Origin of the sequence: Rathayibacter sp. VKM Ac-2801 (assembly GCF_009834245.1) — a bacterium.
In the GTDB taxonomy this organism is placed as follows: domain Bacteria; phylum Actinomycetota; class Actinomycetes; order Actinomycetales; family Microbacteriaceae; genus Rathayibacter.
This window is the reverse complement of sequence record NZ_CP047183.1, coordinates 3,555,718-3,577,774: the sequence shown is the minus strand read 5'-3', so window position 1 is coordinate 3,577,774 and position 22,057 is coordinate 3,555,718. Positions and strand designations below refer to the sequence as shown.

Genomic DNA, 22,057 nt, shown 5'->3' with positions numbered 1-22,057 from the left:
CTGTCTCCGGTCCTGGGTGCTGTCGCTGTGAAGTCGCTGCGGGGTCGCCGTCTCCGCCGGCCCCGTCGCCGCCCGTTGCAGGGGCGTCGCGGACCGGGCGCGGAGCCGAGGTCTCGAGTGCCGCTCTCTCCACAGGGTTGTCCACCGGCCTCGAGCGATGCCTGTGCGGGCGCGGGAGGACGCGGGTCCCACCTGTGGATAACTGCGGCTCAACACCGTAACGAACGGAGCCGACGGGAGACAAATCCACCACAGCGACACCCGCGTGTCAATGCGCGGAACCCCGCGTCCCGTGTGCATGATCGAGGTTTCGCCCCGCCCACATTTGACCGGTGGCGGAACAGGCCGTAGTTTAAATCAGTTGACGCCTGCCCGGTGTCGTCCGTGCGGCCCTCGCAGGCCGAGCGGACTCCGCAGCCGGGCACCCCTTCTTCCCGGAGGATCCGAGTCGCCGCCCGAGCGGGTGGTGCCGGTTCGCGCCGCGGAACACGTACGTGGAGATCTGATTATGAGCAAGCGAACCTTCCAGCCGAACAACCGTCGTCGCGCCAAGGTGCACGGCTTCCGTCTGCGCATGCGCACCCGTGCCGGCCGCGCCATCCTGAGCGCTCGCCGCGCCAAGGGGCGCACCGAGCTCTCCGCCTAGCAGCGAGCGGTACCGACCAGCGGTGCTGGCCAGAGCCAATCGCATCGTCCACGGAGGCGAGTACCGGACAGTCGTCCGTCGCGGTGTGCGGTCCACGGGACCGCACACCGTCACGTATGTCCGCCGGTCCTCCGCGGGCGATCCGGCGCGGTTCGGGTTCATCGTCGCCAAGACGGTCGGCACCGCGGTGACGCGCAACACCGTCCGCCGCCGGCTCAAGGCCGTGGCGTTCGAGCTCGTCCCCGAGATCGACCCCGGCACCCAGGTCGTCGTCCGCGCACTGCCCGGCAGCGCCGACGCCCCCTGGTCGGAGCTGCGCTCCGAGGTGTGGACCGCGATGGCGCGAGCCGCGCGGAAGAGCGGGGCGTCCTCGTGACCGCCGTGCTCCCCCGCCGCGAGGCGCCGCTCGCCCGGCTCGGGTGGGCGATCCTCCTGCTGCCGCGGAACCTCGGCGTCCTGCTCCTGATCGTCTACCGGGCGGTCGTGTCCCCTCTCTACGGGGACGTCTGCCGGTACTACCCCTCGTGCTCCGCGTACGCGCTCCAGGCGGTCCAGCTCCACGGGCTCGTCCTCGGCTCCGTCCTCGCGGCCCGCCGTCTGCTCCGCTGCCACCCGTGGGCGGCCGGCGGCATCGACGACGTCCCGACCTCGATCCCCCTGCACCGACCGGCTTCCGGCCGGACCCGCTTCGCCGTGACGCGAGCCGGGTTCGTCGTGGGCCCTCGAAAGGACTGACCCCACTCCATGGACCTCCTCGGCACGATCCTCTGGCCCCTCAAGTGGGTGGTCGAGCTGCTCCTCGTCGCCTTCCACCAGCTGCTGACCTTCACCGGCATGGAGGCGGCCGCGGGAATCACCTGGGTCCTCTCGATCGTCGGCCTGGTCATCGTCATCCGCGCCGCGCTCATCCCGATCTTCGTCAAGCAGATCAAGAGCCAGCGCCGGATGCTCGAGGTCGCGCCCCAGCTCAAGAAGATCCAGGACAAGTACAAGGGCAAGCGCGACCAGCTGTCCCGCGAGGCGATGTCCCGCGAGACCATGGAGCTCTACAAGAAGACGGGCACCAACCCGCTCGCGTCCTGCCTGCCCCTGCTGATCCAGATGCCGATCTTCTTCAGCCTGTTCTCGGTGCTGAACGCGGCGCAGCACAGCCAGAAGGGCGTGGGCCCGCTCGACGAGACGCTCGCCCGTCAGTTCGGCGAGGCGAACCTCTTCGGCGTCGCACCGCTGCACCAGTCGATCCAGGGCGCACTCGCCGAGGGCGGCCAGGAGCCGGTCATCATCATCGCGGTGATCATGGTCGTCCTGATGACCGCGTCGCAGTTCATCACCCAGCTGCAGATCGTCTCGAAGAACATGTCGCCCGAGGCGAAGGCCTCGCCGACGTTCAAGCAGCAGCGGATCCTGCTCTACATCCTCCCCCTCGTCTTCGCCTTCTCGGGCTTCGCCTTCCCCCTCGGCGTCATGTTCTACTGGCTGACCTCGAACATCTGGACGATGATCCAGCAGTTCATCGTCATCCGGAACATGCCGACCCCCGGCAGCGAGGCCGCCAAGGCCCGCGAGGAGCGCCTGCGCCGCAAAGGCAAGCTGGTCGAGGAGACCACGGCCGCCGGCGACGTCACCCTCGTCGAGAAGAAGGCCGTGCAGCGCACGCAGCCCGTGAGCAAGAACCGCTCCAAGAAGCAAGCCGGAAAGAAGTAGAGCCGCCATGACCGATCCGATGCAGACCATCACCGACGACGCGTCCGCACCCGTGGACGCCGACGCGTCCGCCGTCGACGAGGCGCCCGAGTCCACTCTCTCGCAGCTCGAGGACGAGGGCGACGTCGCCGCCGACTACATCGAGGAGTTCCTCGACATCTGCGACCTCGACGGCGACATCGACATCGAGGTCCGCAACGGCCGCGCCTACCTCTCGGTCACCGCCTCCGGCGACACGAACCTCCGGGTGCTCTCCCGCCCCGACGCCGTCCAGGCGCTGCAGGAGCTGACGCGCCTGGCGGTCCAGACCAAGACCGGCGCGTTCTCCCGCCTCATCCTCGACATCGGCGGCTCCCGCGACGCCCGCGAGGCGGAGCTGGCCCAGCTGGTCGACCGCGCGATCGAGCGGATCGAGGACGGCGCCACGTCGGCCTCGCTCCCGCCCATGTCGTCGTACGAGCGCAAGCTGGTCCACGACATGGTGGGCGAGCGCGGATTCGTGTCGGAGTCGCGCGGCGAGGCGCGCGAGCGCCACACCGTCATCACCCGCGGCTGAGCGGCGTGGAGTCGACCCTCGAGGCCGAGCCCGCGGCCGCTGCGACGATCGCCGGCGACCGCCTGCCCCTCCTGCGGCGCTTCACGGAGGCTCTCGCCGACCAGGGCGAGGAGCGCGGCCTGATCGGACCGCTGGAGCTCCCCCGGCTCTGGACGCGGCACGTGCTCAACAGCGCCCTGGTGGCACCTCTCCTGCGTCCGGGACTGGTGGGCGACGTCGGCAGTGGCGCGGGTCTTCCCGGGCTCGTCCTGGGCATCGTGCGGCCGGACGTCCGCTTCGTGCTCATCGAGCCGATGGAGCGTCGCACCGTCTGGCTCCAGGAGCAGGTCGACGGACTCGGACTCGAGAATGTCTCGGTTCTTCGGGCCCGCGCCGAGGAGGTGCGGCTCCCGGAGCCTCTGGACCAGGTGACCGCGCGGGCTGTCAGTGCCCTGTCGAAGCTGATCCCCCTGACCGCGCCGCTGCTGCGTCCCGGAGGCGAGCTGGTCCTGTTGAAGGGCATCAACGCCGAGAAGGAGATCGAGGCGGCGGCGAAGCAGATCCGACGCTTCCGGCTCTCTCCGCCCGAGGTCGTCGTGCTCGGCGACGGCGTGCTCTCCGAGGTGACGAGGGTCGTCCGGGCTACAGTGGGTTGATCGCCACGACGCCGCAGTGAGCTCCCGACTCCTCGACCGTCGACTTCTCGGTGCTGCCGTCCGTCCCACTCGCTGAGCGAAGGTTTCACGTGAAACAACCCGATTCCGCCGGTCTGACCGGAGGCTTCGACTCCTCGACTCCCCTGGCCCGGGAGATCGCGGACATGACCCGCCGACGCGCACTGCTGAACGCTCAGCCGCTGCCCAAGCCCGAGTCGACCCGGGTCATCACGATCTCGAACCAGAAGGGCGGCGTCGGCAAGACGACGACGACCGTCAACCTCGCTGCCGGGCTCGCCCGCGGGGAGGCGAAGGTGCTCGTCATCGATCTCGATCCGCAGGGCAACGCGTCGACCGCCCTGGGCATCGAGCACCGCGCCGAGACGGCCAGCGTGTACGACGTGATCGTCAACGACACTCCCCTCGCGGACGTGGTGCAGAAGAGCCCGGAGTTCGCCTCGCTCTACGGTGTGCCGGCGACCATCCACCTGGCCGGCGCCGAGATCGAGCTGGTCTCGCTCGTCGCACGTGAGCAGCGACTCCGCCGTGCCCTGGACCGGATGCTCGACACCATGGACGAGCCCTTCGACTACGTCTTCATCGACTGCCCGCCGTCGCTCGGGTTGCTGACGATCAACGCCTTCGTGGCCGCCCGCGAGGTGCTCATCCCGATCCAGTGCGAGTACTACGCGCTCGAGGGGCTCAGTCAGCTGCTCAAGAACATCGACCTGATCGAGCGGCACCTCAACCCGAACCTCGGTGTCTCGACGATTCTCCTGACCATGTACGACGGCCGCACGAACCTGTCGCAGCAGGTGGCGGCGGATGTCCGCGAGCATTTCCCGAAGGAGGTGCTGCGTGCGGTGATTCCGCGCAACGTGAGGATCTCGGAGGCGCCGAGCTACGGTCAGAGCGTGATCAGTTACGACCCGCAGTCGTCCGGCTCGCTGGCCTATCTGGAGGCGGCCGCGGAGATCGCACGACGGGGAGCCCGCAGGACACCCGAGACGGCACACGAAGGAGAGGCACGCTGATGGCGACCAAGCGCACGGGACTCGGCCGGGGGATCGGCTCGCTCATCCCGACCAGCGACGAGTCGCGCTCCCGGCCCGTCGACGTCTTCTTCCCTGATCAGGTCGGCGATTCGGCCCGCGCCGAGGAGCTGCTGGAGGTCCCCGGAGCGCGCCTGGCGCGACTCCCCCTCGCTGACATCACGCCCAACACGGCACAGCCGCGGTCGGTGTTCGACGAGGACGACCTCGCGGAACTCGTTCACAGCATCCGCGAGTTCGGCGTGCTGCAGCCGATCGTCGTCCGGCCCGTGACGGCTCGCGGCGGAGCGAAGTACGAGCTCGTCATGGGTGAGCGCCGATTCCGCGCGTCGAAGGCCGCGGGTCTGACGACCATCCCCGCTGTCGTGAAAGACACGGCCGACGAGAACATGCTCCGTGACGCGCTGCTGGAGAACCTGCACCGCGCCGATCTCAACCCGCTCGAGGAGGCGTCGGCCTACCAGCAGCTCCTCAGTGACTTCGGGATCACCCAGGAGGCCCTGGCGACGCGGCTCGGACGCTCCCGGCCGCAGATCTCGAACACGCTGAGACTCCTGCGCCTTCCCGCCGATGTGCAGGCGCGCGTTGCTGCCGGCGTGCTGACCGCGGGGCACGCGCGCGCGGTTCTGTCGCTCGACGACGTCGAGCTGATGCGCCGCCTGGCCGACAAGATCGTCAATGAGGACCTGTCCGTCCGGGCCGCCGAAGCCGCTGCCGCGCAGATGAAGGCTCCGCGGACGACCGCGCGCCCCGCGGTGGAGGAGCAGGGCGGGCACTCCGGGCACCTCTCGTCGATCGCGGATCACCTCGGCGACCGGCTGAACACCCGCGTCAAGGTCACGCTGGGCGCTCGCAAGGGTCAGATGGTCATCGACTTCGCCACCATCCAGGACCTCAACCGCATCCTCGCCGAGATCGGCGAGCCGACCGAGGTGTCGCTGGCTCCGTAAGGTGCGGGCCCGGCGGCCACCGTTCGTCGGTAGTGCGGCTGGCGAGGGTGCGCTGTCGCTGCGGTCTCGGCGATGATCGCGGTCGGGGAGGTTTCCACTCCCCTCCTCATCACCGTGACCTCAAAGATCAGCACGCTTGTTTGGGCCCACGAGATCATGGTGATCGACGCGTTTCTGTCGGACAGGGCACGCCTCGTGAATTGGGCATTCCCAGTGTGCGCCGCGTCTCGGAGGCAGCGGAGTACTGGTGATCGGCGCCTCCTGGGGCTCACTAGGCTCGATGTTCAGCAGTGCCGTTCTCACTCAGGTCCTGATGGTGAGTACTGCGCTTGTGATCCTCCTACGGTGTTCGTCGACTATCCAGCGAGTGGATCGCTGAGCGGACGTTCTCACGGCGCGCGGATGGCTGTCGAGCAGGCACCGAGCGCCGTATCGAGGCCTGGGGTACGAGCTCTGGCTCCGTTGCGCTGGGGCGTTCGAGTCGAGTCCGGCGGCTCACGGGCGGGAGCAGAACTGGACACAGAACGAGTCATGGTGATCGGTTCTGTGACGCCGATAGGCCACTTCCCGACCGTCCGTGAGCTGCATCGGATTGTTTCACGTGAAACGGGTCTCGTCTTCGCCGTTAAGCGGAGGCTCACTTCGACGGGGCGAAAGCCGCGATGCGACTTGTGAACAAGGGCCCGAGAGCGTCGAAGGAGATGAGCAGTAGGCGAGCGAGTGAGATGGATCGGGTAGTTCCTCATCGTCGCAATTCCGAGATGAGCCGTTGCTTCCTTCAGATGGGGTCTCCATAGACCGCTGCGCGGCTCGTCGGGCAGTGCTGGCCATCGGAGGAGATGAGCGCGGAGTGTTTCACGTGAAACGGTGCGATCAGGTAGACCGGACATCGGGAGCTGTGAAGCGTTCACTCGTCGGACGAGAGTTTAGGCTCGTCATCGTGGTCGGTGAGCTGAGCATGGCCGGTAGGCAGGCTCCTGGGGTCGAGGCAATGTTTCACGTGAAACGGCCGGGCTAAGATACAGCCGGCGACTCGATATCCGGGCGGATCGCTCAAAAGCCGAGGATGCTCGCAAGGGGATCAGCGTCCGACGTGCGCGAGATGATGTGATGGCCCGACGCCATCATCTGAGCCCTGAGCGTGAAGAACTCAGACGGCGGATAGCTCAGGGTGTGGGTCTCGATATGCCGCGATGCAGCTACTCGAGCGCCACGGCGCCGAGTACCAGAGGTTCGTGGCTGTCGAGATGCCATTGAGATCGACGCTTGAGCGGCGGTAGTGGACCAACTGCGGTGGGTCTCGATGCGCCGCGATGCGGCTACTCGACCAGCGCGGAGGCGGGTACCAGGGGATCGTGGGTGTCGAGATGCCGCGGAGGTTCTCGCTCGAACTGGTGATGTGGAGAGGCGGTGGGGGGTCTCGACCCGCCGCTCTGCGGCCATTCGTCGGCATGGCGACCTCTGTCGGGTGGTGATGGGAGTAGTCGGCAGGCTGACTCCAGTTCTCGCCTTACGTGGCAATGATGTGATGCCGAGCGCCTCAAGACACCACGTCGCGGCCCTTCGACGAGCATTGTGGTGACCAGCGACTGTTCGGCAATCTCGATGCGCCGTCGTGCGGCCACTCGGCCGAGATGCTTGTGCCTGGTTCTCCGACGGATACCGTCCCCAGACACGCCGTTTCACGTGAAACGGCAGGAGTCAGGAGGCGGCGAGCTTCGCGAGGGTGGAGTAGACGTCGCCGAGGTAGCGGCCGGACGCCTCGATGGCCTGGGGAACAAGCGACGTCTCGGTCATTCCGGGCAGGACGTTCGCGTCGAAGAACCAGGGGAGTCCGGCCTCGTCGATGATGAAGTCGAGCCGGGAGAGGTGGCGGAGCCCCAGCAGCTCGTGGATCGCCACGGCGACGCGGGACACCTCCTCCGTGATTTCGGGTGAGATCCGGGCCGGCGTGTAGAAGTGCGTCTCCCCCGCGTTGTAGCGCGCCTCGAAGGTGTACTGGCCCGCGACGGGGGCGATCTCGACGGGAGGCAGAGCGAAGGGTCCGTCACCGAGGTCGAGCACGCCGACCGAGACCTCGGTCCCCTGGATCTGCTGCTCGATGAGCACGACGTCCCCGTAGGTGTACGCCTCGACCATCGCCCGCGGAAGCTGCGACGACTCCGACACGATGCTGACACCCTGGGCCGAACCGCCCTGGGCGGGCTTCACCACGAGGGGGCCCGGCAGGTGGGCTTCGACCTGCTCCAGGATCCCGGCGGCTCCGAGCTCGCGGAAGGTCTCACGGGGGAGGGTGACGGAGCGCGGGGTCGAGAAGCCGGCGCGGGCGACGAGCGTCTTGGCGGTGGGCTTGAACCAGGCCAGGCGCGCGGCGTCCGTCTGCGAGCCGACGTAGGCGAAGCCCGCGGCCTCGAGGAGGCCCAGGAGCGCGCCGTCCTCGCCGCTCGCTCCGTGCACGGCGGGCCAGACGACGTCGGGACGCTTCTGCAGGAGCGTCGAGAGGAGGCCGGCGTCCGGTTCGTGCAGGGAGACCCGGTGGCCCATGGCGGAGAGGCGGTCCGCGACGCGACGGCCCGACCGGAGCGAGACGTCGCGTTCGTGGCTGATGCCACCGCTGATGACGACGATGTCGAGAGTACGGTCGAGCACAGAGAAATCGGTCATGACCAGGGCTTTCTTATCGAAGGAGCGGAGTCAGGAGACGTTGGGCGGCAGGACGGCGTCGCGCTTGCTCGCGTCGGCGCTGCTCAGCCGGCCCGTGCCCGCGAAGGTCGACAGCAGGTCAAGCTCCCCGTTGATGACCGTCGCGAGGCGGCGGATCCCGTCGCCGATGCGCTCCGGCGTCGGGTAGCAGAACGAGAGGCGGATGTTCTGTCGTCCGTCCCCGTTGCCGTAGAACGCAGTACCCGGCGTGTAGGCGACGAGCTCCTTCACCGCACGCGGCAGCATCGCCTTGGAGTCGAGCTCCTCGGGCAGCGAGACCCAGACGTAGAAGCCGCCGTTCGGATTCGTCCAGCTGAGGCCGGGCAGATGGGTCTGCAGACCCTTCAGCATCGCCTCCTTCCGCTCGCGGTAGACGCCACGGAAGGTGTCGATCTGCCCGCGCCAGTCGGCCGTCTCGAGGTACTTCGAGATGACCAGCTGGCTGAAAGACGACGGGCTGAGGACGGCGGCCTCATTGGCGAGGATCAGCCGCTCGCGGATAGCGTGGGGGGCCAGGGCCCAGCCCACGCGGAACCCGGGAGCGAGCGTCTTCGAGAAGGTGCCGAGATAGATCACTCCGTCCTCCTCCAGCGAGCGCATGGCCTTCGGCGGGACGTCCTCGAAGTAGAGGAGGCCGTACGGGTTGTCCTCGAGCACGAGGATGCCCTCGGACTTGCAGATCTCGAGGATCTCGACGCGGCGCTCCCAGCTGAGCGTCACGCCCGCAGGGTTGTGGAAGGTGGGGATCGTGTACAGGAACTTGATCGTCTTGCCGGCGGCGCGGACTCGCGCGATGTGCTCACGGAGGGCCGCGGGGATGAGACCGTGCTCGTCCATCGGGACGTGCTCGACCTCCGCCTGGTACGACCGGAAGATGACCATCGCCGTGACGTAGCTGGGGCCCTCGGAGAGGACGACGTCCCCCGGGTCCAGGAACAGCTTCGAGACGAGCTCCAGGGCGTGCTGAGAGCCTGTGGTGACCACAATGTCGTCCGCGCTGGCGGAGATGCCCTCGAGGGCCATGACGTCGAGGATCTGCTCGCGCAGGACAGGGACGCCCTGGCCCGAGCCGTACTGCAGCGCGACGGGTCCCTGCTCGCGCATCACCGTGTCGATGGCGCCGGTCACCAGGTCCTGGGGGAGCGCGGACACGAATGGCATGCCGCCGGCGAGCGAGACCACTTCGGGGCGCGACGCGACGGCGAACAGTGCTCGGACCTCACTGGCGGCCAGACCGGCCGTGCGCTCCGCGTAGGAGTTGTACCAGGGGTCGAGGTTGGTGCCGCGGTTGGTCACGATGGTTCCGCTTCGCTCGGTGGACAGGGTCTCTCCGGCCGGAACCGGGTGGATCCACAGTACCGGCCGGTCCTGTGCTGCGGCGGGGCGGTCGGGCGCCACCGCAGGGATCGTGGCCTGCGCCTCAGCGGGGCTGTTTCACGTGAAACAGCCCCGGAGACGAGGAGAGCCCCCGCCACGACGTGACAGGGGCTCTCGGAGACCGCGCGGGGCGGCCGGAGGTGCAAACTCAGAGGAACGCAGCCAGGTCGGCCTCGAGCGCCGGCTTCGGCTTGGCGCCGATGACGGTCTTCACGACCTCGCCCTTCTGGTAGACCTTCATCGCCGGGATCGACGTGATCTGGTACTTCGCAGCGGTCTGCGGGTTCTCGTCGACGTTCAGCTTGACGATCTCGATCTTGTCGCCGTGCTCGGCCGAGATCTGGTCGAGGATCGGCGCGACCATGCGGCACGGGCCGCACCACTCGGCCCAGAAGTCGACCAGGACGGTCTTCTCGGAGTCGAGGACGTCGGACTGGAACGATGCGTCGGTGACGCTCTTCGCGGTGGACATGGTGTTCTCTCCTTCACGAGTCGGCGGGCTGCCGGCTCCGATGTGCGATGACCGGACGGTCAGCGGGTGATGAGCTCGGCCCGGGGTGAGCCTTCGGTGTGGGCGGTGCCATCGGCGAGCGAAGCGAGGTAGTGCTCCGCGTCGAGGGCGGCGACCGTTCCGGATGCCGCGGCGGTGACGGCCTGACGGTAGGTCGGGTCGATCACGTCGCCGGCGGCGAAGACGCCGGGAACGGAGGTCTGGGAGGAGCGGCCGACCACCGAGATGGTGCCCTCGGTGGTGAGGTCGAGCTTGCCGTGCACGACGTGCGTGCGCGGGTCGTTGCCGATCGCGATGAACAGGCCGTCGAGGTCGAGGTGGGACTCCGTGCCGTCGACCGTGTCGCGCAGCTTCACGCCGTTGACATGGCTCTCGCCGGTGATGCCGGTGACCTCGGCGTTCCAGATGAACTCAATCTTCTCGTTGTCGAAGGCGCGCTTCTGCATGACCTTCGACGCGCGGAGCGAGTCCTTGCGGTGGATGATGTAGACCTTCGCGGCGTGCTTGGTGAGGAAGGTCGCCTCCTCCATCGCGGAATCCCCTCCGCCGACGACGGCGATGGTCTTCCCCTTGAAGAAGAAGCCGTCGCAGGTTGCGCACCATGAGACACCGTGTCCCGACAGGCGGTCCTCGTCGTGGAGGCCGAGCTTGCGGTAGGCGGAGCCGGTCGCGACGACGACGGTCTTCGCCTCGATGCTCTCGCCGGAGCCGAGGTGGACGGTCTTCACCTCGCCCTCGAGGTCGAGGGAGGTGACGTCGTCGTAGAAGGTCTCGGCGCCGAACTTCTCGGCCTGCGCCTGCATCGAGGTCATCAGCTCGGGGCCGAGGACGCCGTCGGGGAAGCCGGGGAAGTTCTCGACGTCCGTGGTGTTCATCAGATCGCCGCCGATCTCGACCGACGAGGCCACGACCACCGGGTGCAGTTCGGCGCGCGCCGCGTAGATGGCGGCTGTCCAGCCGGCGGGGCCGGATCCGATGATGACGATGTCGCGCACGGCAACTCCTCGGGATCTGTACGAGCGGTGACGGGTGTGGCGGAGGCCGAGCACCCGGAGCCGGTCGCTCGAACGTTCCGCGGCTCCGTGGGCTACAACACATCCTAGGCGGGCGCTATTCCGCCGGGACCGGGGCCTCGCAGGGAGCCGGGACGACCGCCGATCGGCCGCCGGACGGCCCTCCGGATCGGCCGCCGGACGGCCCCCCTAGCCTGCACTCCACGCCGACGACGGACCCGGATCAGCGGCCGAGACGGCGCAGCACGGGCGCCGCCAGAGCTCGGAGCTCGGGAACGCGGAGCACCCAGAGGGCGCCGATGTAGACGACCGCCATGGCCGTGCCCGCGAGCACCATCGAGAGGATCGCGGTGAACCGGTTCTCGAGCGGGAAGTCCCCCTGCGCGTGGAGGACGATCATCACCGTTCCGCCGACGGCGCCTGCCGGGACGACGGCCAGGAGGTACTGCACGAAGCGCAGCACGACGACGCCCCCGCCGGTCCCGCCCAGGCGGCGACGGAGCAGGAAGGAGGCGAGCACCGCCTGCACGGCCACTCCGAGCGAGACGGAGCACGCGACGACCAGCGCCGTCAGACTCGGCGGCGCAAGCAGTGCGAGGCCGCAGCCGAGCAGGATGACGACGACCTGGACGAGCGTGTAGAAGAACGGCGTCCGACCGTCGTCGAGGGCGTAGAAGGCGCGCTGGACGATCGCGAGCGTCGAGAACAGCGGCAGCACGACGACATAGGCGATGATGATCGCCGCCATCGGACCGATCGCGTCCGCGTTCGACGTGAACACGGCGGCGAAGGGGCCGGCGCAGACCGCCAGCGCAGCGGCGGCGAAGACGAGGAACATGGCGACGATGCGGATCGAGGCGGACACGTCCGCGCGGAACTCCGCCGTCCTCCCCTCGGCGGCGTGGCCGCTCATCCGCGTGAAGTAGGCAGTGGCGATCGAGACGGCGATGACGGAGTGGGGGAGCATGAAGATCAGCCACGCCTTCTGCAGGACGGTCGCCGAGGCGTTCTCGCCCGAGGCGCCGCTGACCGTCGAGTTCTCGACGAAGCCGGCGACGACGGTGAGCAGGAGCGCCCCGAAGGTCCAGACCGCGATGCGGCCGGCACGCCCGAGACCGACTCCGCGCAGGCGGAAGTCGGGACGGTAGGACAGTCCGGCCCGCTTCCAGAAGAACGCCAGCAGGACGGCCTGGAGCGCGACGCCCAGAGTCGCGGATCCGGCGAGCACGGCGATCATGTCCGGTGTCCAGTCCGCGGCGGTCCGGGCGCCGTCGGGATCGGCGCCGAAGAGAGCCGCGAAAGCGATGAGGCCGGCGATGGTCACGATGTTGTTGACCACCGGCGTCCAGGTGAAGGGTCCGAAGGAGCCGCGGGCGTTCAGCACTTCGCCGAGGATCGTGTAGAGCCCGTAGAAGAAGACCTGCGGCAGGCACCAGTAGGCGAAGGCCACGGCCAGGCGGAACTGGGCGGGCCGGTAGTCCGCGGCGTTCAGCTGGACGAGCACGGGGGCGAGCAGGGTCGCCGCGGCGGCCGCCACGAGGAGCACCACGAAGGCGAGCGTCAGCAGCCGGTTGATGTAGGCGCGTCCTCCATCGGCGTGCAGCCCCGCGCGCACGATCTGCGGGACGAGGACGGCGTTGAGCGCGCCCCCGGCGATGATCGCGTAGATCGTGTTGGGGAGGCCGTTGGCCACCGTGAACGAGTCGGCGCCCTGCCCGATCAGCCCGATCGTCTGGGTGAAGACGATCGACATGACGAAGCCGAGGATCCGCGAGACCATCGTGCCGGAGGCGAGGACGGCGCTCGCGCGTCCGAGAGAGAAGCTAGCCACGCGGGTCCGATCGCTGGTCGTCGAGGTCGGGCTGGACCTCGAGCACGGCGTTCGGGTCCTCCTCGTCCTCAGGGGTGTCGCCTCGACGGCGACGGCGGATGTTGCGGAGGATGCCGGCTCCGAAGACGACGACGAGCGCGATCCCGATGACCAGGGTGCCGACGGTCTCCCAGTCGGCGCGGACGCTGGTCGTCATGCCCGTGGGGGTGCCGATGGGGACGCCCTGCGCCGAGGTCAGCTGCAGGCCGAGGCTCGTCTCGCCGTTGCCGACGCGGGCCTTCACGGGGATGAGGACGCGGCCCTGCGAGCGGGCGTCGATCTCCGTGGTCTCGATCGCCTCCTCGTCGATGTCGAGGACGGCGTTCGAGGTCGAGGCCTGGATCCGCACGGCGACGGGCCAGGGGAGCTCGTTGCGGACGTACACGGGGATGCTCGAGTCGCGGGAGACCTGGAGGATGCTGCCGGTCGCGTCGATCGACACCAGCGAGAGCGTCCGGTCGGCCTCGGTCATGGCCGCGCCGACGGCGTCGCCCCAACCGCTGCCGTCGCCGCGCCAGGTCACCGAGAGCAGCGCCAGCACGTCGTTCCGGCTCTTGCCCGACAGCAGCTCCGGCTCCTGCAGCACGGAGGAGAACGCCTCGACCTCGGAGCCGGCGTCGAGCAGGTCGCGCACCCGGTCGAGCCGCGACTCCGACTCCGGCGAGTCGACGACGCTCGCGCCCTCGGTCGCGGACACGGCGAGCGCGGTGGAGAGGGCGACCCCGCGGGCCCAGGGCAGCGACTCGATCGCGTCGAGGGTCTCGGAGAGGCGCGCGGCGCCGATCGCAGAGCCGCGGCCGAGGGTGAGCACGACGTCCGGCGCGGTCCCCTCCTCCTGCACCTCGGCGAGATCGGTGGCGATCTCGGACATGCGGGCGCGCCACTCGGTGTCGTCGGTGGCGGTGGCGGCCGCGTCGAACGCCTCGGTGAGGCGCGAGTCGGCCACGACCAGGTCGGAGTCGCCGACGGCGGCGCGCGAGGTGGTGGTCACCTCCTCCGGCAGCAGGAGCCCGGAGGAGGGGACGATCGTGCGGTTGACGCCGCTGGCCGCGTAGACGCCGAGATCCGACCCGCGGAGGGTGCCCTCGTCGGGCCACGCGACGCTGCCGAGGGAGGTGCTCCAGTCGGAGGCGAGCAGCGACTCCGTGGACGGACGCGCCGGCAGGTCCTCTGCGGGCTGGTCGGAGTCGACGGCGACCGACGGCGCCGGGCTGGCGGTGCCGGGAACCGGCGCGAAGCGGGTGTCGTCGATCGCGTACTCGAAGGAGGTGGGAGAGAGGAGCGCGGAGAGCCCGGCCTGCGCCTGGGCCGAGACGTCGGCGTCGGCGTACGGCAGGGCGAAGCGCTCGTTCGGCAGGGACTGCAGCCGGTCGAGCCAGTCGAGGGCCGACTCCGGAGCGGCGCTGCCGAGGATGCGGATCGAGGCGAGGATGCGCGGATCGACCCCGATCGTGACGCCCTTCCCCGCGACCGCGTCGAGCTGCCGGGTGAGGGTCCCCGTGCCGTCGGTGTAGTCCGCGAGGGCCTCGGCCGAGAGCAGGCCGTCGGCCGTGTCCGGGACGGTGAGCGGGACGAGGACGCTGACGCCGGTCTCGCGCTCCGGGGCCGCCGCGTCGTCGGTCAGCTCGACGGCCGTGCGGGCCGTCGAGACGACACCACCCGGACCGGTCACCGTGACGAGGACGGCGTGGGTGCCGAGCGCGGTCCGGTCGTTGGAGAAGGGGATCTGGTCCACCGGCACGGTGAGGCCGGCCTCGGCGGTGCTCGAGGGCAGCAGGCGCAGCTGAGCAGTCGTCCGGACCGGATCGGTGTCGTTGTCGGCCTCGGCGTCGAGCCAGTCGTGCAGCTCCGCGCGGGTGTCGAGGGTGGCGTAGGAGAGGGCGACCGTCACGTCGGCGCTGTCGATCGCCTCCGCGGTGCCGTTGCGCACGGCGATCGAGAGCTCGAGGTCCTGGCCGGGCCGCAGGACGCCGTCGCTGCCGGCCCCGGCGGTCGTGGTCACGGTGCCGGGGGCGGGCGTCGAGGTCGCCGTCGCAACGGCACCCGGGGCCGCGAGGGCGGGGGAGGCCACGCCGGACAGGCCGAGCGCGAGGGCGGCGGCCCCTGCCGAGCGGAGCAGGAGGAGGGCCGCCCGCGAGCGGCGGGAGCGGAGGGAGGGGTCGCGCCGATGCATCGGACTCACTCGGCCTCCATGCGGGTGATTCTACGGGCAGCCCTCCTCGGGGCAGGCGGTGCGTCCGCTGTGCGCCCGGTGACGTCCCGTAACCCCCTGGCGCGGTCACCGCTGACGGGACACCCCCCGCGACTAGGATCGTGCGAATGCACAGCGTCCAGACCGCTCTCGAGACCCTCCGCGCGCTCGCGGGGACGCCCCCGGTGGCGCGGCTGGCGGAGGCGTTCGCAGCGCAGGGCCACGAGCTCGCGCTGGTCGGCGGCCCGGTCCGCGACGCCTTCCTCGGCCACGGCGTGCACGACCTCGACTTCACCACCTCCGCGCGCCCCGACGACATCGTGCGGATCGTCACTCCGATCGCCGAGGCGCACTGGGACATCGGCCGGGCCTTCGGCACGATCGGCGCCCGCGTGGCCGGCGAGACGGTCGAGATCACGACCTACCGCAGCGACAGCTACGACGGGGTGAGCCGCAAGCCCGAGGTCGAGTTCGGCGACTCGCTCGAGGGCGACCTGGTGCGGCGCGACTTCACGGTCAACGCGATGGCGCTGCGGCTCCCGGAGGTCGTCCTCGTCGATCCCTCGGGAGGAGTGGAGGACCTGCTCGCCGGCCGGCTGCGGACCCCCTCCCCCGCCGACCTCTCCTTCGGCGACGACCCGCTCCGGATGCTCCGCGGCGCGCGCTTCACCTCCCAGCTCGACTTCCGCACCACCGACGAGGTCGAGTGGGCGATGGCCGAGCTCGCCGGCCGGATCGACGACGTCTCGGCGGAGCGCGTGCAGGAGGAGCTGCGGAAGCTCCTCGCGACCGCCTCGCCCCGCGCCGGCCTGGAGCTCCTGGTCGACACCGGTCTGGCCGGTCGCTTCCTCCCGGAGCTGCCCGCTCTGCGCCTGGAGCAGGACGAGCACCACCACCACAAGGACGTCTACACCCACAGCCTCACCGTGCTGGAGCAGGCGATCGCGCTGGAGGAGTCGCGGCACCCCGGAGCCGCTCCGGACGTCGTGCTGCGGCTCGCCGCGCTGCTGCACGACATCGGGAAGCCGGCCACGCGGCGGCTCGAGCCGGGCGGAGCGGTGAGCTTCCACCACCACGACCTGGTCGGCTCCAAGCTCGCGATCAAGCGGATGCGCGCGCTGAAGTTCGACAACCAGACGACGAAGGACGTGGCCCGCCTCATCGAGCTGCACCTGCGCTTCTTCGGGTACACGGACGGCGCGTGGACCGACTCCGCGGTCCGCCGCTACGTGACCGACGCCGGGCCCCTGCTCGAGCGGCTGCACATCCTCACCCGCGCCGACGTGACCACGCGCAACCGCCGCAAGGCCGACCGGCTCGCGCACGCCTACGACGACCTCGAGGCGCGCATCGCGGAGCTCGCCGAGAAGGAGGAGCTCGCCTCCAAGCGCCCCGACCTCGACGGCACCCGGATCATGGAGATCCTCGGCCTCGCCCCGGGCCGCGAGGTGGGGCAGGCGTACCGGTTCCTGCTCGAGCTGCGGCTGGAGGAGGGGCCTCTCGGCGAGGAGGAGGCGACGCGCCGCCTCCGCGAGTGGTGGGCGTCGCGCTGAGGTCCTTCGGGGCCTCGAGATCGGCGTGTGCGGACGAGATCGGCCGCCGCGGCAGGGGCATCTCGTCCGCCGACGGGCATCTGGCGAAATTTCGCGACGTGGGGCGGGGCGGGCTGGTAGGTTAGGCGGGTTGTCCACGACCAGACGCACTCGCGTCCGCGGGAGTGGGCAGATGCTACATACCCTCCTGTCACGGAAATACCGTGGCCGTTCAGTCCGAAGGAGGTGGGTTAGTGACGCATCAGTACGAGATCATGGTCATCCTGGACCCCGAGATCGATGAGCGCACCGTCGCTCCGAGTCTCGACAAGTTCCTCAACGTCATCCGCACCGATGGTGGATCCATCGACAAGGTCGACGTCTGGGGCCGCCGTCGTCTGGCGTACGAGATCAACAAGAAGTCCGAGGGCATCTACGCCGTCGTCGACTTCACGTCGACCTCCGCCGCAGCGAACGAGCTCGACCGTCAGCTGAAGCTGTCCGAGGCCGTCATGCGCACCAAGGTGCTGCGGGCCGAAGAGGGCATCGCCCAGGTCGCGGCCGCCGCGAAGCTCGCCGACGAGAAGGCCGCCCGCAAGGCTGCCAAGGCCTCGGCCGCTCCCAAGGCGTAGCGCTCATGGCCGGCGAGACGATCATCACCGTGGTGGGGAACCTCACCGCCGACCCCGAGCTGCGCTACACGCAGGGCGGGCTCGCGGTCGCGAACTTCACCATCGCCTCCACGCCGCGCACCTTCGACCGTCAGGCGAACGACTGGAAGGACGGCGAAGCGCTGTTCCTCCGCGCCTCCGTCTGGCGCGAGTTCGCCGAGAACGTCGCGGGAACGCTGACCAAGGGGAGCCGCGTCATCGCGACCGGCCGCCTGAAGCAGCGCTCCTACGAGACGAAGGAAGGCGAGAAGCGCACCAGCATCGAGCTCGAGATCGACGAGATCGGGCCCTCGCTGCGCTACGCGACCGCGCAGGTCACGCGCGCCTCCGGTGGAGGCGGACGCGGCCAGGCCGGTGGCGGCCAGGGCAACGGCGGTCAGATCGGCGGCGGCCAGGGCGGCTTCGGCGGCGGCGGTCAGGGAGGCTCCGGCAACGCCGGCGGCAACCGTGGCGGTCAGGCCGAGGAGCCGTGGGCGCCGAGCGCTCCCGCCGGTGGCGACGTGTGGAGCACGCCGGGCAGCTACAACGACGAGACGCCGTTCTGAGCCTCGGCTCGGACGCTCTCCTCACCTGAATCACGCCTCCCCCGCACCGCGATCGCTCGCGGCGGGGCAGGGGCGAACCAGAATCTAAGGAAACCACTATGGCTGGAAAGAGCAGCGGCGACCGCCGCAAGCCGATCCGCGGCAAGGGCGCGAAGAACGCGGCCCCCGCGAAGTCGGTCCGCGTGGGTGTCATCGACTACAAGGACGTCGCGACCCTCCGCAAGTTCATCTCGGAGCGCGGGAAGATCCGCGCCCGTCGTATCACCGGCGTCTCCGTTCAGGAGCAGCGCCTCATCGCCCGTGCCGTCAAGAACGCCCGCGAGATGGCGCTCCTGCCCTACGCCGGCAGCGGAAGGTAGGTAACGGTATGTCCAAGGTCATCCTGACCCACGAGGTCGACGGACTCGGCTCGGCCGGCGACGTCGTCGACGTGAAGAACGGGTTCGCCCGCAACTACCTCATCCCGCAGGGCTTCGGCGTCGCGTGGACCCGCGGTGGCGAGAAGCAGGTCGAGCAGATCAAGTCGGCGCGAGCCGCTCGTGAGCACAAGACCATCGAAGAGGCCCAGCACACCAAGCAGGTCCTCGAGGCCAACCGCGTGAAGCTGACGGTCAAGGCCGGCAAGGACGGCCGCCTGTTCGGCTCGGTGAAGACCTCCGACATCGCGAACGCGGTGGCGGCGGCCGGATTCGGCGAGCTCGACAAGCGCAAGATCGTGATCTCGAACGCGATCAAGCACGTCGGCGAGCACGAGGCCGTGGTGCGTCTGCGCGACGACATCCAGGCCACTGTGAAGCTGCAGGTGGTCGCGGCCAAGTAAGGCCGCGAGAACGCCGCGGAGGGCGGTGCGACGGGACTTCCCAGTCCCCTCGCACCGCCCTCTGTCGTTCCTGTTCTCCACAGCTCCATCCACATACACCCTCCGGCGGGACCAACCTTCACTGTGGTCTTGAGACTCTTTTCCCCACACACCTGTGGAAAGAGGGAAAAGCCTGGTCAGCGACCTGAAAAAACTTGCTGACAGTCGCCGTTCCCACAGGGTTGTCCACATGTTGCCCACAGTGGGCCCGGCGTTTCCCCTCGGTTCTGCACAGCTCTCTCCACAGGGCGGTTTGCGTGCCGCGGGCGGCGGTCCGTATGGTGGCGCAGCGCCCCGCGAGGGGTGCGGGCAGGCGCCCGTGCGCCGCTGTCGGAGGTCGCTGGTAGACCGGATCCCGGCACCGGCTCGACCGGACGCGCAGCACCCGACAGGAGGAGGCGAAGGCATGACGATCGCGCACCTGGCGGTACCCGGCTCGGACGGACGGGACGGTCGCGGAGACCGCGGCGAGTCGCGCGGGAACGAGCGGACCCCTCCGCACGACCTCCTCGCCGAGCAGTCGGCCCTCGGCGGCATGCTGCTCTCGAAGGACGCGGTCGCCGACGTCGTCGAGAGCGTCAAGGGCACCGACTTCTACATCCCCAAGCACGAGATCGTGTTCGACGCGATCCTCGCCCTCTACTCGCACGGCGAGCCGACCGACGTCATCGCGGTCACCGACGAGCTCACGAAGCAGGGCGAGCTGCAGCGGGCCGGCGGCGCCGACTACCTGCACACGCTCACCTCGATGGTGCCCACTGCGGCCAACGCGGGCTACTACGCCTCGATCGTCGCCGAGCGCGCTCTGCTGCGCCGCCTCGTCGAGGCGGGCACCCGCATCGCGCAGATGGGCTACCAGGGCGAGGGCGAGGTGCTCGACCTGGTCAACACGGCGCAGGCCGAGATCTACAACGTCACCGGCTCCGAGACGGCGGAGGACTACGTCCCGCTGACCGACGCGGTGACCGTGGCGATCGACGAGATCGAGGCGGCCGCGCACAAGGACGGCAGCTTCACCGGCGTCCCCACCGGCTTCGCCGACCTCGACGACCTGACCAACGGCTTCCACGCCGGGCAGATGATCATCGTCGCCGCGCGCCCCGCGCTCGGAAAGTCGACGCTCGCGCTCGACTTCGCCCGCGCCGCCGCGATCAAGCACAACATGGCCACGATCTTCTTCTCCCTCGAGATGGGGCGCAGCGAGATCGCGATGCGCCTCCTCTCGGCCGAGGCGTCCGTGCCTCTGCAGCACATGCGCAAGGGCACGGTCGACCAGCGCGACTGGACGACCATCGCCTCCACCCGCGGCCGGATCAACGACGCGCCGCTCTACATCGACGACTCGCCCAACATGACCCTCGTCGAGATCCGGGCGAAGTGCCGCCGGCTCAAGCAGCGCGTCGGGCTCAAGATGGTCGTCATCGACTACCTGCAGCTGATGACCTCCGGCAAGAAGGTCGAGAGCCGCCAGCAGGAGGTCTCGGAGTTCTCCCGTGCCCTCAAGCTCCTCGCGAAGGAGCTGCAGGTGCCGGTCATCGCGCTCTCGCAGCTGAACCGCGGCCCCGAGCAGCGCGCCGACAAGCTCCCCGCCATCTCGGACCTCCGCGAATCCGGCTCGATCGAGCAGGACGCCGACATGGTGATCCTCCTGCACCGCGAGAGCGCCTACGAGAAGGACAACCCGCGCGCGGGCGAGGCCGACCTCATCGTCGCCAAGCACCGCAACGGCCCGACCCGCACGGTGACCGTGGGCTTCCACGGCCACTTCTCGCGCTTCGCCGACATTCCGGCGGTCTAGACGTGAAGGGCGCCGCTGCCGTCCCCGAGCCCGTCGACGTCCCGCTGGGCGGCGGGTCGATCCGCCTGGGCCAGTTCCTCAAGTTCGCGGGGATCCTCTCGGGTGGCGAGGCCAAGGAGGCGGTGGCCGAGGGGATGGTGACCGTCAACGGCGAGGTCGATCTGCGCCGAGGTCGCCAGCTCGCCGTCGGCGACGTCGTCGGGTTCGACCGGAACCTCTTCCGCGTCTGCGAGTGAGGGCGGCCTCCTCTCGGCGGGTGGGATCGGCCGAGACGCCGCGGAGCGGGTGAGACACCGCTCAGGGGGCCGGCGCGTCGGCGTGTTGACCGGCGGCTCGGCGCACACTGGCTCCTGGACATCCCGGGACGACAGGAGACGCGCGTGCAGCTCGGCATTCACTTCATGGACTTCACCCTTCCGGGAGGGAGCGCGGGGATCGCGCCCGTCCTCGGAGCGACCGCGCGAACGGCCGAGGACGTCGGCTGCGCCTGGTTCACGCTGATGGACCACTACTTCCAGATGGAGCACTTCGCGACGAGCGAGGATCCGATGCTCGAGGGCTACACCTCGCTCGGCTTCGTCGCCGGCCGGACGGAGCGGATGCGGCTGGGGCTCCTCGTCACCGGCGTGACGTACCGCCACCCGGGACTGCTCGCGAAGATCGTCACCACCCTCGACGTTCTCTCGGGCGGGCGCGCGATGCTCGGCATCGGCGCGGCCTGGTACGAGCGGGAGCACCTCGGGCTCGGCGTGCCGTACCCGCCGCTGAAGGAGCGGTTCGAGCGGCTCGAGGAGACGCTGCGGATCTGCCGTCAGATGTGGAGCGACGACGACGGGCCGTTCGAGGGGACGCACTACCGGCTCGCCGAGACGCTGAACCACCCGGCGCCGATCCAGCAGCCCGGTCCGCCGATCCTCATCGGCGGCGGCGGCGAGAAGAAGACGCTGCGACTGGTCGCGCAGTACGGCGATGCCTGCAACCTGTTCGGCACCGGCGCTGACGACGTGGCGCACAAGCTGGACGTGCTGAAGCGGCACTGCGACGACCTCGGGCGCGACTACGCGACGATCACGAAGACCATCACCGGGGGCGGCGATCCGATCGGCGACCCCGACGGCTTCGTCCGCGCGATGGAGGAGTACGCGGCGCTGGGGATCGACCACGTCCAGCTGGCGCCGGCCGGGCCGGATCCTGAGGGGTACGTCGCCCGGCTGGGCGAGGGAGTGATCGAGCGGGTGGCGGCTCTCGGCTGAGTGCTGATGGGCCTCCTCGCGCCCGGACCGGAACGGGGGGCGCTGCTGATCCCCTGAGCCGGTCGAGTCCGCCGTCACCGGCGCGAGGACTCCCGCGGCGGGGACGTCCTCGGTCGGGGACGCCGACAGCGGATCCTGCCCCCCGTCAGGGTCGCGCCCTAGACGCGGGGGAGGAGCGCGACCTACGGTTC

At 69.6% G+C, this 22,057-nt stretch carries 22 protein-coding genes; 16 read left to right on the top strand and 6 right to left on the bottom strand.

Going from position 1 to position 22,057, the window contains the following annotated elements; genetic code table 11:
* Positions 1 to 508 precede the first annotated feature (508 nt).
* From rpmH to GSU45_RS16685, 8 genes are all read left to right on the top strand, one after another.
* Entirely contained in the window at positions 509 to 646 is a 138-nt protein-coding gene (rpmH, locus tag GSU45_RS16720; RefSeq protein WP_027692766.1) for a 50S ribosomal protein L34, read from the top strand.
* 22 nt (positions 647 to 668) lie between these two features.
* Positions 669 to 1,022: a ribonuclease P protein component gene (gene rnpA, locus GSU45_RS16715; RefSeq protein WP_159916695.1), complete on the top strand. Its 354-nt coding sequence runs from the start codon at positions 669 to 671 to the stop codon at positions 1,020 to 1,022.
* Positions 1,023 to 1,027: 5 nt separating this feature from the next.
* The gene (gene yidD / locus GSU45_RS16710) at positions 1,028 to 1,381 is read left to right on the top strand and encodes a membrane protein insertion efficiency factor YidD (RefSeq protein ID WP_159917227.1); all 354 of its coding nucleotides are present in this window, start codon (positions 1,028 to 1,030) and stop codon (positions 1,379 to 1,381) included.
* Between the two features lie 9 nt (positions 1,382 to 1,390).
* Complete coding sequence (gene yidC / locus GSU45_RS16705) at positions 1,391 to 2,350, top strand: membrane protein insertase YidC (protein ID WP_104222681.1); 960 nt, start codon at positions 1,391 to 1,393, stop codon at positions 2,348 to 2,350.
* Positions 2,351 to 2,357: 7 nt separating this feature from the next.
* Positions 2,358 to 2,906: a R3H domain-containing nucleic acid-binding protein gene (locus GSU45_RS16700; RefSeq protein WP_244248152.1), complete on the top strand. Its 549-nt coding sequence runs from the start codon at positions 2,358 to 2,360 to the stop codon at positions 2,904 to 2,906.
* Between the two features lie 5 nt (positions 2,907 to 2,911).
* On the top strand, positions 2,912 to 3,541 hold the full coding sequence (rsmG, locus tag GSU45_RS16695) for a 16S rRNA (guanine(527)-N(7))-methyltransferase RsmG (RefSeq protein WP_159916693.1): 630 nt from the start codon (positions 2,912 to 2,914) through the stop codon (positions 3,539 to 3,541).
* A 164-nt stretch (positions 3,542 to 3,705) separates the two neighbouring features.
* Entirely contained in the window at positions 3,706 to 4,575 is an 870-nt protein-coding gene (locus GSU45_RS16690) for an AAA family ATPase (RefSeq protein WP_159917223.1), read from the top strand.
* Positions 4,575 to 5,543 (top strand): ParB/RepB/Spo0J family partition protein, encoded by a 969-nt coding sequence (locus tag GSU45_RS16685; RefSeq protein ID WP_159916690.1) that lies wholly within the window; start codon positions 4,575 to 4,577, stop codon positions 5,541 to 5,543. The genes GSU45_RS16690 and GSU45_RS16685 overlap by 1 nt, the downstream gene beginning before the upstream one ends.
* Before the next feature lie 1,701 nt (positions 5,544 to 7,244).
* On the opposite strand, the gene GSU45_RS16680 is transcribed toward GSU45_RS16685, so the two are convergent.
* The 6 genes from GSU45_RS16680 to GSU45_RS16655 form a co-directional block, all read right to left on the bottom strand.
* On the bottom strand, positions 7,245 to 8,207 hold the full coding sequence (locus GSU45_RS16680) for a D-alanine--D-alanine ligase (protein WP_159916687.1): 963 nt from the start codon (positions 8,205 to 8,207) through the stop codon (positions 7,245 to 7,247).
* A 30-nt stretch (positions 8,208 to 8,237) separates the two neighbouring features.
* Positions 8,238 to 9,542 carry a PLP-dependent aminotransferase family protein gene (locus GSU45_RS16675; RefSeq protein ID WP_159916684.1) on the bottom strand — a complete coding sequence of 435 codons (1,305 nt, stop codon included), beginning with the start codon at positions 9,540 to 9,542 and terminating at the stop codon, positions 8,238 to 8,240.
* Between the two features lie 229 nt (positions 9,543 to 9,771).
* Complete coding sequence (trxA, locus tag GSU45_RS16670; protein ID WP_104222687.1) at positions 9,772 to 10,095, bottom strand: thioredoxin; 324 nt, start codon at positions 10,093 to 10,095, stop codon at positions 9,772 to 9,774.
* A gap of 59 nt (positions 10,096 to 10,154) precedes the next feature.
* Complete coding sequence (gene trxB / locus GSU45_RS16665; RefSeq protein ID WP_159916681.1) at positions 10,155 to 11,129, bottom strand: thioredoxin-disulfide reductase; 975 nt, start codon at positions 11,127 to 11,129, stop codon at positions 10,155 to 10,157.
* 241 nt (positions 11,130 to 11,370) lie between these two features.
* Entirely contained in the window at positions 11,371 to 12,978 is a 1,608-nt protein-coding gene (locus tag GSU45_RS16660; RefSeq protein WP_244248151.1) for a lipid II flippase MurJ, read from the bottom strand.
* Positions 12,971 to 15,190, bottom strand: a complete 2,220-nt coding sequence (locus GSU45_RS16655) for a DUF6049 family protein (RefSeq protein ID WP_159916679.1) — start codon at positions 15,188 to 15,190, stop codon at positions 12,971 to 12,973. The genes GSU45_RS16660 and GSU45_RS16655 overlap by 8 nt, the downstream gene beginning before the upstream one ends.
* A gap of 146 nt (positions 15,191 to 15,336) precedes the next feature.
* Between GSU45_RS16655 and GSU45_RS16650 the strand changes: the two genes are divergently transcribed.
* The 8 genes from GSU45_RS16650 (at position 15,337) to GSU45_RS16615 (ending at position 21,866) form a co-directional block, all read left to right on the top strand.
* Positions 15,337 to 16,761: a CCA tRNA nucleotidyltransferase gene (locus GSU45_RS16650; RefSeq protein ID WP_159916676.1), complete on the top strand. Its 1,425-nt coding sequence runs from the start codon at positions 15,337 to 15,339 to the stop codon at positions 16,759 to 16,761.
* 233 nt (positions 16,762 to 16,994) lie between these two features.
* Positions 16,995 to 17,372 carry a 30S ribosomal protein S6 gene (gene rpsF / locus GSU45_RS16645; RefSeq protein ID WP_068207796.1) on the top strand — a complete coding sequence of 126 codons (378 nt, stop codon included), beginning with the start codon at positions 16,995 to 16,997 and terminating at the stop codon, positions 17,370 to 17,372.
* 5 nt (positions 17,373 to 17,377) lie between these two features.
* Complete coding sequence (locus tag GSU45_RS16640; protein WP_104222691.1) at positions 17,378 to 17,956, top strand: single-stranded DNA-binding protein; 579 nt, start codon at positions 17,378 to 17,380, stop codon at positions 17,954 to 17,956.
* Positions 17,957 to 18,054: 98 nt separating this feature from the next.
* Complete coding sequence (rpsR, locus tag GSU45_RS16635; protein WP_055784551.1) at positions 18,055 to 18,315, top strand: 30S ribosomal protein S18; 261 nt, start codon at positions 18,055 to 18,057, stop codon at positions 18,313 to 18,315.
* Between the two features lie 8 nt (positions 18,316 to 18,323).
* Positions 18,324 to 18,776, top strand: a complete 453-nt coding sequence (gene rplI, locus GSU45_RS16630; protein WP_104222692.1) for a 50S ribosomal protein L9 — start codon at positions 18,324 to 18,326, stop codon at positions 18,774 to 18,776.
* A gap of 445 nt (positions 18,777 to 19,221) precedes the next feature.
* Positions 19,222 to 20,613 (top strand): replicative DNA helicase, encoded by a 1,392-nt coding sequence (gene dnaB, locus GSU45_RS16625; protein ID WP_104225797.1) that lies wholly within the window; start codon positions 19,222 to 19,224, stop codon positions 20,611 to 20,613.
* A 2-nt stretch (positions 20,614 to 20,615) separates the two neighbouring features.
* Positions 20,616 to 20,849 carry an RNA-binding S4 domain-containing protein gene (locus GSU45_RS16620; protein WP_244248150.1) on the top strand — a complete coding sequence of 78 codons (234 nt, stop codon included), beginning with the start codon at positions 20,616 to 20,618 and terminating at the stop codon, positions 20,847 to 20,849.
* A 144-nt stretch (positions 20,850 to 20,993) separates the two neighbouring features.
* Positions 20,994 to 21,866: an LLM class F420-dependent oxidoreductase gene (locus tag GSU45_RS16615; RefSeq protein ID WP_167302066.1), complete on the top strand. Its 873-nt coding sequence runs from the start codon at positions 20,994 to 20,996 to the stop codon at positions 21,864 to 21,866.
* Positions 21,867 to 22,057: the final 191 nt, after the last annotated feature.

Coding starts and splice junctions, on each gene's coding strand:
- rpmH (WP_027692766.1), top strand. CDS start 509: ATGAGCAAGCGAACCTTCCAGCCGAACAACCGTCGTCGCGCCAAGGTG.
- yidC (WP_104222681.1), top strand. CDS start 1,391: ATGGACCTCCTCGGCACGATCCTCTGGCCCCTCAAGTGGGTGGTCGAG.
- GSU45_RS16700 (WP_244248152.1), top strand. CDS start 2,358: ATGACCGATCCGATGCAGACCATCACCGACGACGCGTCCGCACCCGTG.
- GSU45_RS16690 (WP_159917223.1), top strand. CDS start 3,706: ATGACCCGCCGACGCGCACTGCTGAACGCTCAGCCGCTGCCCAAGCCC.
- GSU45_RS16685 (WP_159916690.1), top strand. CDS start 4,575: ATGGCGACCAAGCGCACGGGACTCGGCCGGGGGATCGGCTCGCTCATC.
- GSU45_RS16680 (WP_159916687.1), bottom strand. CDS start 8,207: ATGACCGATTTCTCTGTGCTCGACCGTACTCTCGACATCGTCGTCATC.
- trxA (WP_104222687.1), bottom strand. CDS start 10,095: ATGTCCACCGCGAAGAGCGTCACCGACGCATCGTTCCAGTCCGACGTC.
- GSU45_RS16655 (WP_159916679.1), bottom strand. CDS start 15,190: ATGCATCGGCGCGACCCCTCCCTCCGCTCCCGCCGCTCGCGGGCGGCC.
- GSU45_RS16650 (WP_159916676.1), top strand. CDS start 15,337: ATGCACAGCGTCCAGACCGCTCTCGAGACCCTCCGCGCGCTCGCGGGG.
- GSU45_RS16640 (WP_104222691.1), top strand. CDS start 17,378: ATGGCCGGCGAGACGATCATCACCGTGGTGGGGAACCTCACCGCCGAC.
- rpsR (WP_055784551.1), top strand. CDS start 18,055: ATGGCTGGAAAGAGCAGCGGCGACCGCCGCAAGCCGATCCGCGGCAAG.
- rplI (WP_104222692.1), top strand. CDS start 18,324: ATGTCCAAGGTCATCCTGACCCACGAGGTCGACGGACTCGGCTCGGCC.
- dnaB (WP_104225797.1), top strand. CDS start 19,222: ATGACGATCGCGCACCTGGCGGTACCCGGCTCGGACGGACGGGACGGT.